This window comes from Bacillus sp. ABR, assembly GCF_056172715.1.
Genome location: NZ_JAOYSL010000005.1, coordinates 178,065 through 190,959, shown reverse-complemented (window position 1 = coordinate 190,959; position 12,895 = coordinate 178,065). Strand labels below are relative to the sequence as shown.

Below are 12,895 nucleotides of genomic sequence, written 5' to 3'. Positions count from 1 at the left end.
ATATCTTACTATTAAGAGGTGAAAGCGATGATAAGGGGCAAAAATAAGAAAAACCTCATCTGTTAAGATGAGGTACAGATTGTTGACAAAGGGCTAAAATGATCTTTATTTTAGCCCTTTGTCTTCTTTTCAGCGTGATAGAAAACCTTTGAAGTCTAGGAAGGACGAGTACCGGAGCGGAGCGAATTTGACATTCGTGAGCACCGGCACGCAGACCTGACACCGAATGCGAGGGTTTGTCTACATGCTGAACCTCATCTGTTAAGATGAGGTAAGCCGCGTGTGGATGGCAGAAGAAATGTCTTTTAAATCCTCTGACGTGTATTGATCTTGATGTGATTTCCATACGGCACCAAAGCCATCACCTTTGCCGTAGCGCGGAATGATATGCATATGGTAATGGAACACCGATTGACCAGCTTTTTCACCGTTGTTGTTCAGGAGGTTTAACCCGATTGGTTCAAATTCCTGTTTGATCGCCCTTGCAATTTTCGGAATCGCTTGGAAGTAGTGGTTAGACACTTCTGGTGTCATCTCATAGATATTTTCTTTATGTATTTTCGGGATTACAAGGGTATGTCCTTTTGTTACTTGGCTGATATCAAGAAAAGCCAATACATGCTCGTCTTCATATACTTTTGCACATGGAATGTCTCCATCAATGATCTTGCAAAAAATGCAGTCGCTCACGCCATGTCACTCCTCATTATTTTTCCTTTATCGTATCACAAAAAGAAGCAAAAAAGAAAACAGGACAAGCGAACTCCTTTGGTCGCTCATCCTGCTCCTGCAGAAGAAATGCTGATGCTTTCATTCGATATGCCTTTTGAATTCTCTATTTACTGAAATAAAGAATTCATATGCCTGCTATTTCTGCCGTAAACACCTCATTTGACGTTTTGGTTTGTCGTATACATATTGTATAGGACACAAAAATCAAGAATCAGTGAAGCAAAACAGAAGCTAAGGTTTTAGATGAAAAACCAACTTGTCATGCGGTTCTTTGCCTTTAACAAACACCTCATTTACTTATTGGTCATCAAGTTCATTTCTTCTACATACATTATGATGACCATAGCGCCTATTTTTTATTCATGACTCGTCTATAGGTAAACATTTCAAATTATCATTCGTTTTTGTTACTATAAAGGAAAAAAGAAAGAAAGGAACGAATTCATGTCCCTTCTCACTGTAAAAGATGTAACGGGTGGATATACGAAGAATCCCGTTCTAAAAAATATTTCATTTGAATTAGAAAGAAATCAAATCGTTGGTCTCATTGGTTTAAACGGGGCGGGAAAAAGTACAACCATCCGCCATATTATCGGGCTTATGAAACCGCATAAAGGTGTCATTGAATTGAATGGACGAACCCTTCAAGACGACCAAGAGGCGTATCGTTCACAATTTACATTTATTCCTGAGACACCTGTTTTATATGAAGAATTAACGTTAAAAGAGCATTTAGAGCTGACAGCGATGGCTTACGGTCTATCGAAGGAACAATTAGACGAACGGCTGCCGTCGTTGCTGAAAGAATTTCGGATGGAGAAACGGCTGAAATGGTTCCCTGCTCATTTTTCAAAAGGAATGAAGCAGAAGGTCATGATTATGTGTGCATTCCTTGTGGAACCAGAGCTGTATATCATCGATGAACCGTTTTTAGGGCTTGATCCTCTTGCGATCAATGCACTGCTTGAACGGATGAATGCTGCGAAGAAAAGCGGCGCTAGTGTCCTGATGTCAACGCATATTTTAGCGACAGCTGAGCGCTATTGTGATTCCTTTATTATTTTGCACGAAGGGGAAATCAGAGCGAAAGGAACACTGGCAGAGCTGAGAGAACAGTTCAATATGAGAGATGCGACACTCGATGATCTTTATTTGGAATTAACAAAGGAAGAAAACTATGAGTAAAACAACGCTTACTATTTGGAAATCAAGATTAGAGGAACACATACAAGAAACAAGAAAATACTTAAAATACATGTTCAACGATCATCTTGTCATTGTGCTCATTTTTTTCCTTGCAGGCGGAGCAAGCTGGTACAGCAGCTGGCTCAAACAGATTCCGGCTCACTTCCCATCCTACTGGGTGATGGCAGTTGTTTTCTCGTTAGTACTTACAAGCTCATACGTACGTACGTTAATTAAAGAAGCCGATCTCGTGTTTTTACTTCCTTTAGAAGGGAAGATGGAGCCTTACTTAAAACAAGCTTTTAACTTTAGCTTCATTTCTCAGCTGTTTCCTCTCATTGCTGTATCCATTGTCGCACTTCCGCTTTATTCGGCAGTGTCTTCAGGAGGCATCACGGGGTATGTGCTGATACTGGCGCAAATGATTTTGATAAAGGGTTTGAATACAGCCATTCAATGGAGAATGACTTATTTTCAAGGAAAACATGTGAGATGGCTCGATGCAGCCCTTCGTTTTCTATTAAATATGATGTTGATCTACACCGTCTTACAGGCAGCCTATGTGATTGCAATCGTTTTTTATCTTATCTACGGTGTCTATCTCGTCTACTTAACAAATGCAGTGAAAAAACAGCCTTTTCAATGGGAACTGCATATTTCTGATGAATTAAAACGGAAGCAGCGCTTTTATCGTTTGGCAAACTTATTCACCGATGTGCCTCACTTAAAGAAACAGGTGAAAAGAAGAGCATACATGGACTGGATGTTGAAGTTTGTTCCTTATGATCAGCGTAAAACTTTTTCTTATATGTATGTGAGGGCGTTTGTACGCTCAAATGACTATTTTGGTCTGGTGTTTAGATTAACAGCCGTGTTTGTCCTGATTATTTTGTATACAGGTGCAGCAGGCTGGGTGGGTGCGTTACTTGTCTTGTTCACAGTATTTATCACAGGTGTACAGCTTGTGCCTTTAACGAAGCACTTTGCTCATCTTTCATTACAGGCACTTTATCCAGTTTCTCAAAAAGAAAAGGATCGAAGCTTTTTTGTTCTCGTCCGTAATGTGCTCATCATCCAATCGATATTGCTGAGCTGTGCGGTACTTCCAGCAGGAGGCTGGCAGGGAAGCGGACTTGCCTTTCTCATTTCTTTAGCATTTGTGCTTGTCCTCTTTAAGCCTTACGTACAGAGCAGGTTAAAAAAGATGAGATAAGTGGATTTACAACGCGCGTATGATGACATCTAGGAGGGGACCGGATGAATGCAGCTGAACGGGAGTTGTATGAAGAAGCCATTCTTTTTCAAACACGTTTTTTAAGAAAACCTTCAAAGATCGAACGGTTTTCAAAAGGAGTTCAGCAGCAGGTGAACCGCCGAATTCCTGCCAGGTTTCATCAAGTCATCACAAGTGCAGTCAAAACAATGGTTGAGTCCACCGTATCAGGATCACACTTCACTTCATTTTCAGTGATTGATGAACAATTATCTCTTGTAGAACGAAATGAACTGGCAAAGGATAAAGTGAAGTATTACCAGAAGGCGGCTGCCGTCGAAGGGATTGGAACAGGTGCAGGCGGTTTATTCCTTGGAATGGCAGACTTTCCGCTGCTGCTGAGCATAAAGATGAAATGCCTTTATGAGCTGGCGTGTATTTACGGCTTTGATTTATCTCAAAAGGAAGAAAGACTCTTTTTGCTCTGTATATTTCAACTCGCTTTTTCCAGCAGTGCACATCGTCAAAAAATGATGAAGATCATAGATGATTGGGAAACGAGCCGAGAGGAAATGGATTGGTACAGCTTTCAGCAGGAGTATCGAGATTACATTGATCTTGTGAAGCTGTTTCAATTAATGCCGGTCGTCGGAGCCGCTGTTGGCGGCGTGGCAAATCATCAGCTGACAGGACAGCTCGGAGAGGTCGCACGCCATGTGTTTCATTTACGGATATTGAAAGATATGAAATAGAAAAGCCGCTGAGGACAGGGGCTTCAGATTGTTGACAAAGGGCTAAAATAATTTTTATTTTAGCCCTTTGTCTTCTTTTCAGCACAGCGTGATAGAAAAAACCTTTTCAGTCTAGGAAGGACGAGCACCGGAGCGCAGACCTGAAACCGAATGCGAGGGTTTGTCTACACGCTGAAACCGCTGAGGACAGCGGCTTTTTTTTATTCATTGTAGGAAAGAACGGCGTTTGCGAGTACCTTTGCTGCGACAGGCATTGCTTTTTCGTTGATATCGAACTTTGGATGATGATGTGGATACACATCCTGGCTGTTTTCCGGCATGGCGCCTGTGTAGAAGAAGGTGCCAGGGACATGCTGAAGGTAGTAAGCAAAGTCTTCTCCGCCCATTTGGGTTTCCGCTTCTTTTACTTCTGTTACACCTTCCGTCTGTTTTGCGACGTCCGCAATATATTCAGTCGGCTTCGGGTGGTTTTTGACAGCTGGATATCCTCTCACATATTCATATGTGTAGGAAGCATCATGCATCTGGCACACCCCTTTTACCACCTGTTCAATTTCTCGTTCGATGATATGCCGTGCACTTTCTTCAAAGGATCGTGCAGTACCAGTTAAAACAGCTGAATCTGCAATGACATTAAAGGCATTCTCTGCGACAAAACCTCCAACAGACACTACAGCAGAATCAATCGGATTGACTTTACGGGCAACGACTTGCTGCAGGTTTGCGACGATTTGTGAACCGATGAGTACGGCATCTTTAGTTAAATGAGGCTGGGCACCGTGTCCGCCTTTCCCTTGGACTTGAATAGAGAAACGATCGGCGGCTGCCATAAAGTTTCCGCTTTTATAAAGAATCGTGCCACAAGGCTCTGAAGACCAAAGGTGCGTACCAAATATCACATCGACACCGTCTAAACAGCCGTCTTCAATCATTGGTTTTGCACCGCCGGGAGCATATTCTTCCGCATGCTGATGAATGAGGACGATCTTTCCTTTTAATTGGTCACGATGTGTATGCAAAACTTTTGCTAATACAAGAAGTGTCGCAGTATGCCCATCGTGACCGCACGCATGCATCACTCCAGGTTTTGTTGATTTGTAAGGTACATCTTTTTCATCGTGGATGGGAAGTGCATCAAAATCAGCTCTGAGGGCAATGGTTGGCCCCGGAGAAGCTCCTTCGATAAAAGCGAGTACGCCATGACCGCCCACCTGAGTACGCGTAGGGATTTGTAATGTATCATAGTAGCTGGCGATGAAAGCGGCTGTTTCTTCTTCCTGAAAAGAAAGTTCAGGATTCATATGGAGATGGCGTCTAATTTCAACCATTTCCTCATAATGTTCATCAAGACGTTCATTGATGCTTTTCTGTAAAGTGGATATTGTCATTGAATCGAAAACCTCCTTCATGCTCTTTTACTGATTGTATGGTAATTGTTAGAATCTTTCAACAGAAGAGGATTTCGTGGTCAGTATCAAAAGGTCATTTTGCATAAAAGTCGAAGTTGATATGAAGCAGGGAAAGGGAGGAGTAGCGTTGGGAAGCTGTCCAAATTGTTCAAAAACATTTTCTTTCGTCGAAAAGTTTCATTTATCACATACGAAAATGATGATGTGTCCAAGCTGCCGGCATCAAATCAAAGAAACGTTTGTCTCAAAAATGAGTTTTTTCATGATCTGTTTGATTCCGCTATTGGTGCTGCTCGTTCAATTGAAAGGTGCTTCACCTATGTTGAAATGGCCGATCTTATTGGGTTGGATATTGCTGAATTTCTATGTGCTTCAGCCGATCATTCATCGGTACGAGCTGAAATCAAGCTCATAAAATGAAGAGCCCAGCGATTGGGCTTTTTTTCATGAAAAAAAGAAGTGCTGAGAGCAGCACTTCCTTAATTGTCTGTGACGGCATGGTAGGATGTGAGGTAAGCCGGACGAGAGAAAATGGAGCCTGTATCCTCGTGTGGCTGAAAGAATGCTTCTGATTCTTGAAAGTCTTGAAATAAGTCCTCTGATTCCCAAAGTGTCAAAATCAAATAAACTTCTTCATCTTTTTGAGGTCTTAAAACGCGAATAGCTTGGAAGCCGCGCTGATGTTCTGAGATGTTCGTCTTTTTCTGAAAGGTGGATTCAAAGAGTGCTCTGCTTTCAAGCTTAACAGGGATATGATTCAAGGTGACGAAACCAGATTGGACAAGCTCGCCTTTCGCATAAATCACATCATAGGCATGAGGGGCTTTAAATACAGTCTCACCCTCCGTTTCATGAAAAAGAGCTGCTTGTTCTTTCCCGACCATATAAAGCAGATTTTCCAGATGGTGTTTTTTTGCGATTTTATGCAAAAAATCTGCTGTTCCATATGTAATATAGAAATTCATCTAAACCGCCTCCTGCTTGATAGTATAACAAAAGAATGATATATAATTCTTTGGCAGTCAATCCATAAAACATATTATGAAGCAATACATCCCATACTATCCGTATAAAGGAATGAGGTGACCTAATTTGAAGAAAAAGAAGATAATCATTCCATTAGTCATTGCAGGAAGTACAATCGTACTCTCATTTATTGGCTATCTGACGATTTTATTTTTAGGACATTATGTCATAGATGAAAAGAAGCTTGTTTTTCACGCTTCCTCCAAAATCATTGACCAGAATGGAAAAGAACTCACAAGCATGTATTCAGAAAATCGGGACCCTGTGTCGTTAAAAGAGGTGCCCGATAAAGTAGCAAAAGCCTTTGTGGCTGTCGAGGACAAGCGTTTTTATGAGCATCACGGAATTGATGCACAGTCTATTTCAAGGGCGGTTTATCGAGATATATTAGCAGGAGGAAAGGTAGAGGGCGGCAGTACAATTACTCAGCAGCTCGCAAAAAATATTTTTCTCACAAATGACAAAACCTTTCTTCGAAAAACGAAAGAAGTCATTATTGCCATTAATTTAGAAAGAGATTATTCCAAGGATAAGCTGCTTGAAATGTATTTGAATCAGCTTTACTTCGGCCATGGTGTTTATGGTATTCAGGCAGCAGCCAATTATTACTTTAGTAAGGATGTCAAAGATTTAACGGTCAGCGAAGGTGCTACTCTCGCTGCGATGCCAAAGGCACCATCTACTTATTCGCCTGTTCTACACCCTGATAAAAATAAACAAAGGCGGGACACCATCCTGAATTTAATGAACGAACAAGGATATTTGTCTTCAACAGAAACGGTAGAAGCAAAAGGGAGAACACTAGGCATTCATTTAAAAAAGAAATCAGAAACACCTTGGGTGGACAGCTATGTTGATCTCATCATTAAAGAAGCAGAATCAGAGTATGCCATTTCACATGAACAATTGCTTCAAGGCGGCTATACCATTAAAGTACCGATTGATATGAATCTGCAAAAAACTGCATATGATGCGATGAAGAACAACCGTTATTTCCCGGGAAAAAGCGGTTCTCCGGAAGGCAGCGCCGTATTTATTGATAACGAGTCTGGTGGAGTGAAAGCAGCCATTGGAGGACGAGAATATCAGGCGAGAGGCTATAACAGGGTGACGGCTGTTAGGCAGCCGGGATCTGTTTTTAAGCCGATCGCGGTCTTCGGTCCGGCAATGCAGGAGAAAAAATTCAGACCTTATTCACTGCTTGAAGATAAAGAAAAAAACTATGACGGCTACTCACCTAAGAATTACGATGGGCAGTATGAAGGCAGGGTCACAATGATGGAAGCCCTCATGAAAAGTAAAAATACCGCTGCTGTGTGGACGTTAAGCCAGCTGGGCATTGATACGTCGAAATCATATCTCGAGAAGATGGGGATAGATATCTCGGATAAAGGCTTAGCTATTGCGCTTGGCGGTTTAGAAAAAGGAGTTTCTCCATTACAGATCGCTGGAGCCTTCCATACATTTGCCAATGAAGGCGTATATAAAAAGCCTTTCTTTATTCAAAAGATCACCAATGATGAAGGAGAAACTGTAGAAAAGAATCGTGGTAAGCAAGAACGAGTGTTTAGCGTGCAGAATGCATGGAACATGACAAGAATGCTTCAGCAAGTTGTCAAAGGCGGGACAGCCCAGAGCGGTTCATACGCTGGAGATTTAGCTGGTAAAACAGGGACGACCACATATTCGGGTGTGAAAGGTGCAACAAAGGATGCTTGGTTTGCCGGTTATACGCCTAGTACAACGGGTGCGATTTGGATGGGGTATGACAAAACCGATAACAGCCACTATTTAACTGGGGGCAGTCAATACCCAGTGCAGCTGTTTAAAGATATTTTAACAGCAGCTCAAATCACCAATGAAACGTTTGAAAAACCAGAGGGAATAAAAGAGCTTCAATCTCCTATCCATTTAGAGGGAGTATCAGGATTTGAAGCCCGCTATGCGTTTAAAATCAAAGGATTATTTACATTAGAGCTGTCTTGGGACAAGCAGGAGGATAAACGCGTTGAATACCGCATCTATGAAAAGAGAAATGGAGGCGAGACGCTGATCGACACAGTGACAGGCGTGGGCAGTTATACAATGCCGTATGCCAATGTATTTTCAAACGCAGAGTATAAAGTTGTTCCATATAATACCCAAACACAAGAAGAAGGCGAAGGCAGTGCGTATGTCAAGCCAGAGTCTTTTGGACGTTAATATTCGGCGATTTTTTGAACATTGAGCCGCTTTAGTATACCGTGCCTTGAAAACGCGGTATAGTAAAAGCAGTGTTTGAGCCTTATGCAAAGAGAGTGTAAGGCGAAAGGTGGAATGAAAGGTAATGGGAAAAACGAAGGTTTTTAATGACACGTTCTTAAAGGCGTGTAAAGGGGAAAAAACAGACCATGTACCAGTTTGGTATATGAGACAGGCAGGACGCTCACAGCCTGAATATCGTGCCCTTAAAGAAAAATACGGGCTATTTGAAATTACGCATCAGCCAGAGTTATGTGCTTATGTAACAAGACTTCCTGTAGAACAATATGGTGTAGATGCTGCTATTTTATATAAAGATATTATGACCCCGCTTCCGGCTATTGGAGTGGACGTAGAAATTAAAAATGGAATTGGACCTGTGATTGATGCACCGATTCGATCTAAAGCAGATATCGAACGTCTTGGGGAACTTCATCCTGAAGAAGACCTGCCATATGTGCTTGATACCATTCAGCTTTTAACGAAGGAGCAGCTGAATGTTCCACTTATCGGTTTTGCTGGCGCACCATTTACGATGGCAAGCTATATGATTGAAGGCGGTCCATCTAAAAATTATCATAAAACAAAGGCGCTGATGTACAGTGATCCTGAGGCGTGGATGCTGCTCATGAACAAGTTAGCTGATATGACGATCACGTACATACGCGCGCAGGTAAAAGCCGGGGTCAGTGCATTTCAAATTTTCGACTCATGGGTTGGCGCTTTAAATGCAGCAGATTACCGGACATTCATTAAGCCTGTCATGCAGCGAATTTTCACAGAGCTGAAGTCTGAAAATGTCCCAATGATCATGTATGGAGTTGGTGCAAGCCATCTAGCGAAAGACTGGCACGATCTGCCGCTTGATGTGGTTGGACTGGATTGGCGTATGAGTGTAGATGAAGCGAGAAAAGAAGGGCTCACAAAAACGTTACAGGGGAACCTTGATCCAACCATCTTACTTGCTCCTTGGGAAGTCATTGAAGAAAGAGCAAAAGATATTTTAGATCAAGGAATGAAATCAGATCACTTTATCTTTAACTTAGGTCATGGGGTATTTCCTGATGTTTCACCAGATACGTTAAAGAAGCTGACAGATTTTATTCACGATTATTCAGCGAAATATAAAAAATCATCCATCTAAACTATTTCAAATGATCTGAAGGAGTGTTGGTTGTGGAGAAAAAGAAAATGGGACTTCTTGTCATGGCATATGGCACCCCATATAAAGAAGAAGATATTGAACGTTATTATACACATATCCGCAGAGGCAGAAAACCGGAGCCAGAGATGCTGCAAGATTTGAAGGATCGCTACAAGGCAATCGGCGGTATATCTCCTTTATCAAAAATTACAGAACAGCAGGCAAATGGTTTGTGTGATCATTTGAACGACATCCAAGACGACATTGAATTTCATGTCTACATTGGCTTAAAGCATATTGAACCATTCATTGAGGATGCAGTTGCAGAGATGCACAAAGACGGCATCACAGAAGCAGTGAGTATTGTTCTTGCCCCGCATTTTTCAACCTTTAGCGTGAAATCGTATAACAAGCGTGCACAAGATGAGGCAGACAAGCTTGGCAATCTGAAGATTACGTCTGTGGAAAGCTGGTACGATGAGCCGAAGTTTGTGGACTATTGGGTGAAACAAGTGAAGGATACGTATGCATCGATGAGTGAAGAGGAAAGAAAATCAGCCGTACTCATTGTGTCTGCACACAGCCTTCCTGAAAAAATTATTGCAGCAGGAGATCCATATCCTGATCAGCTCGCACAATCTGCCAAAATGATTGCAGCAGGTGCAGGAATTGAACATTATGAAATTGGCTGGCAAAGTGAAGGCAACACGCCTGATCCATGGCTTGGACCAGACGTTCAAGACTTAACACGGGATCTATTCGAACAAAAAGGCTATAAAACGTTCGTATATGTGCCTGTTGGGTTTGTCGCTGACCATCTAGAAGTGTTATACGACAACGATTATGAATGTAAAGTCGTGACAGATGAAATCGGTGCAGCCTACTATCGTCCAGAAATGCCAAATGCGAAACCAGCATTTATTGATGCTCTCGCAACTGTCGTATTAAAGAAGCTTGACGAAAGCAAGTAATTATATAAAAGAAGGCGATCCTATGCATGACAATCAAAAACACCTTGTCATCATTGGCGGTGGCATCACTGGTTTAGCCGCCGCCTTCTATTTGGAAAAGGAAGTCGAAGAAAAAGGTCTTCCCATTCAAATATCTCTTATTGAAGCGAGCCCTAGGCTAGGTGGAAAAATACAAACATTATATAAAGACGGCTACATCATTGAACGTGGACCTGATTCATTTTTAGAAAGAAAGGTCAGTGGACCGCAGCTGGCGAAGGATGTTGGTCTCGCGGATCAGCTCGTCAATAATGAAACAGGGCAAGCATATGTACTAGTCAATGAAACCCTTCACCCGATGCCAAAAGGCGCTGTCATGGGTATTCCAACTCAAATCAGCCCATTCATCACAACCGGTCTTTTTTCAGTTGCAGGAAAAGCGAGAGCCGCAATGGATTTCGTACTGCCAAAAAGCAAGCAGACAGAAGATCAGTCGCTCGGTGAATTTTTTAGAAGACGTGTCGGTGATGAAGTAGTTGAGAATTTAATCGAACCTCTACTATCAGGTATTTATGCAGGTGACATTGACCGCCTCAGCTTAATGTCCACCTTCCCGCAGTTTTATCAAACAGAACAAAAGTATCGCAGTTTGATTCTTGGGATGAAAAAATCACAGCAGCATGCGAAAGCGCAGCAAGTAACAGCGAAAAAACAAGGGCAGTTCCAAACGATCAATCAAGGACTGCAAGCGCTTGTTGAAGCAGTAGAAAGCAAGCTCCAGCTGACAACGGTTTATAAAGGGACAAAAGTGAAGCAGATTGAAAAAACTGATGGGGGCTATGGAGTGCAATTAGACAGCGGTCAAACGCTTTTTGCCGATTCAGCCATTGTGACAACTCCGCATCAATCGATCTATTCCATGTTTCCAAAAGAAGCGGGACTTGAGTACTTGCATGATATGACATCTACTTCTGTTGCAACAGTTGCACTCGGTTTTAGAGAAGAGGATGTTCATAATGAATATGACGGCACTGGTTTTGTCATCTCAAGAAACAGTGATTTCTCTATTACAGCCTGTACGTGGACGAACAAAAAATGGCCGCATACAGCTCCTAAAGGAAAAACGCTATTGCGTGCTTATGTAGGGAAGGCTGGCGACGAATCAATTGTCGAACAGTCAGACCATCAAATCGTCAGCATTGTGCTGGAGGATTTGAAGAAAATTATGGATATTAAAGCAGATCCAGAACTGACGACAGTGACTCGTTGGAAGACGAGCATGCCGCAGTATCACGTCGGTCATCAGAAAGCCATTTCGAACATGCGAGAAACGTTTAAGCAATCATATCCTGGTGTTTATATCACAGGTGCTGCTTTTGAAGGTGTCGGAATCCCTGATTGTATTGATCAAGGAAAAGCGGCCATTTCAGAGGCTGTATCTTATCTATTTTCATAAAATAAACTCCCTTTTCTACCAAGGAAAGGGAGTTTTTCGTGTTCGAATAATTCAAAAAGAGTTGTGAATCATAAAAGTGAACAAAGTTGTTGCATCCGGAGAAAAGGATGTGGTATATTACTTTCTGTACTTAATGACCAAAACGTTCAAATAGTCATTTTGGGAGTGAGATCATGAGTGTTGATAGGAGACAAATGATTTTAGACGGGGCTACGAAGGCATTTACTCAATTTGGGTATAAAGCCACCACAATGGATCTTGTGGCGAAGCTGGCCAACGTCGGAAAAGGAACCATTTATACCTTTTTCAAAAACAAAGAAGAGCTGTTCGATGAAATTTTCACATCCCTTTTAATAGAGATGAAGAAAATTGCGGATGAAGCAATGGATGAGGAGAAAAGTTTCTCTGAAAACCTTCATTTAGCACTCTTTGCAATATTGGAATTTCGAAAAAACCACCAGCTCACAATCAAAATCTTTCAGGAAAATGCGGAGCTTGGCACATCAGCGGTCAAGGAAATGATTGAGAAGATGGAGCAAATGATCATTCGCTATGTTAAAACGAAAGTAAAAGAAGCGATTGATAAAGGCGATATTAAGCCATGTGATCCTGAATTGACTGCATTTGTGATGGTGAAACTATATATTGCACTTATTTTTGATTGGGAAAAGCGATACGAGCCTTTAACAAAAGAAGAGGTGGCCGAGTCGCTGGAGCTTTATGTACTCAAAGGACTTTTAGCCGCAACATAATTTTTTTTAAGTTCAAATGACCAAATTCTAAATTT

The 12,895-nt window shown here is 41.8% G+C and carries 12 protein-coding genes; 9 read left to right on the top strand and 3 right to left on the bottom strand.

Annotated elements, in window-relative coordinates:
• Positions 1 to 261: 261 nt before the first annotated feature.
• Positions 262 to 690 (bottom strand): HIT family protein, encoded by a 429-nt coding sequence (locus OIT90_RS16370; protein WP_024425457.1) that lies wholly within the window; start codon positions 688 to 690, stop codon positions 262 to 264.
• Positions 691 to 1,176: 486 nt separating this feature from the next.
• On the opposite strand from OIT90_RS16370, the gene OIT90_RS16365 reads away from it, so the two are divergent.
• Genes OIT90_RS16365 through OIT90_RS16355 form a run of 3 tightly spaced genes read left to right on the top strand, consistent with a single transcriptional unit; the run spans position 1,177 to position 3,882 of the window.
• Positions 1,177 to 1,917, top strand: coding sequence for an ABC transporter ATP-binding protein (locus tag OIT90_RS16365; RefSeq protein WP_047202605.1), 741 nt, complete (start codon positions 1,177 to 1,179; stop codon positions 1,915 to 1,917).
• Entirely contained in the window at positions 1,910 to 3,130 is a 1,221-nt protein-coding gene (locus OIT90_RS16360; protein WP_059376295.1) for an ABC transporter permease, read from the top strand. The genes OIT90_RS16365 and OIT90_RS16360 overlap by 8 nt, the downstream gene beginning before the upstream one ends.
• 44 nt (positions 3,131 to 3,174) lie before the next feature.
• Positions 3,175 to 3,882 carry an EcsC family protein gene (locus OIT90_RS16355; protein ID WP_099663106.1) on the top strand — a complete coding sequence of 236 codons (708 nt, stop codon included), beginning with the start codon at positions 3,175 to 3,177 and terminating at the stop codon, positions 3,880 to 3,882.
• A gap of 200 nt (positions 3,883 to 4,082) precedes the next feature.
• Here OIT90_RS16355 and OIT90_RS16350 read toward each other — a convergent pair whose 3' ends face one another.
• The gene (locus OIT90_RS16350) at positions 4,083 to 5,270 is read right to left on the bottom strand and encodes a M20 family metallopeptidase (protein ID WP_064498259.1); all 1,188 of its coding nucleotides are present in this window, start codon (positions 5,268 to 5,270) and stop codon (positions 4,083 to 4,085) included.
• Between the two features lie 283 nt (positions 5,271 to 5,553).
• On the opposite strand from OIT90_RS16350, the gene OIT90_RS16345 reads away from it, so the two are divergent.
• Positions 5,554 to 5,706 (top strand): hypothetical protein, encoded by a 153-nt coding sequence (locus OIT90_RS16345; RefSeq protein WP_224927902.1) that lies wholly within the window; start codon positions 5,554 to 5,556, stop codon positions 5,704 to 5,706.
• Between the two features lie 64 nt (positions 5,707 to 5,770).
• Here OIT90_RS16345 and OIT90_RS16340 read toward each other — a convergent pair whose 3' ends face one another.
• The gene (locus OIT90_RS16340) at positions 5,771 to 6,256 is read right to left on the bottom strand and encodes an antibiotic biosynthesis monooxygenase family protein (RefSeq protein WP_024425462.1); all 486 of its coding nucleotides are present in this window, start codon (positions 6,254 to 6,256) and stop codon (positions 5,771 to 5,773) included.
• Between the two features lie 127 nt (positions 6,257 to 6,383).
• Between OIT90_RS16340 and OIT90_RS16335 the strand changes: the two genes are divergently transcribed.
• The 5 genes from OIT90_RS16335 to OIT90_RS16315 all read left to right on the top strand — a co-directional run bounded on the left by OIT90_RS16335 (position 6,384) and on the right by OIT90_RS16315 (position 12,860).
• Positions 6,384 to 8,519 carry a transglycosylase domain-containing protein gene (locus tag OIT90_RS16335; protein WP_474892741.1) on the top strand — a complete coding sequence of 712 codons (2,136 nt, stop codon included), beginning with the start codon at positions 6,384 to 6,386 and terminating at the stop codon, positions 8,517 to 8,519.
• A gap of 124 nt (positions 8,520 to 8,643) precedes the next feature.
• The gene (hemE, locus tag OIT90_RS16330) at positions 8,644 to 9,702 is read left to right on the top strand and encodes a uroporphyrinogen decarboxylase (protein ID WP_039177601.1); all 1,059 of its coding nucleotides are present in this window, start codon (positions 8,644 to 8,646) and stop codon (positions 9,700 to 9,702) included.
• A gap of 32 nt (positions 9,703 to 9,734) precedes the next feature.
• Positions 9,735 to 10,673, top strand: a complete 939-nt coding sequence (hemH, locus tag OIT90_RS16325; RefSeq protein WP_260775691.1) for a ferrochelatase — start codon at positions 9,735 to 9,737, stop codon at positions 10,671 to 10,673.
• A 22-nt stretch (positions 10,674 to 10,695) separates the two neighbouring features.
• Positions 10,696 to 12,108 carry a protoporphyrinogen oxidase gene (gene hemY, locus OIT90_RS16320; protein ID WP_474892740.1) on the top strand — a complete coding sequence of 471 codons (1,413 nt, stop codon included), beginning with the start codon at positions 10,696 to 10,698 and terminating at the stop codon, positions 12,106 to 12,108.
• Positions 12,109 to 12,281: 173 nt separating this feature from the next.
• Positions 12,282 to 12,860 (top strand): TetR/AcrR family transcriptional regulator, encoded by a 579-nt coding sequence (locus OIT90_RS16315; RefSeq protein ID WP_059376290.1) that lies wholly within the window; start codon positions 12,282 to 12,284, stop codon positions 12,858 to 12,860.
• The last annotated feature ends 35 nt before the right edge of the window (positions 12,861 to 12,895 follow it).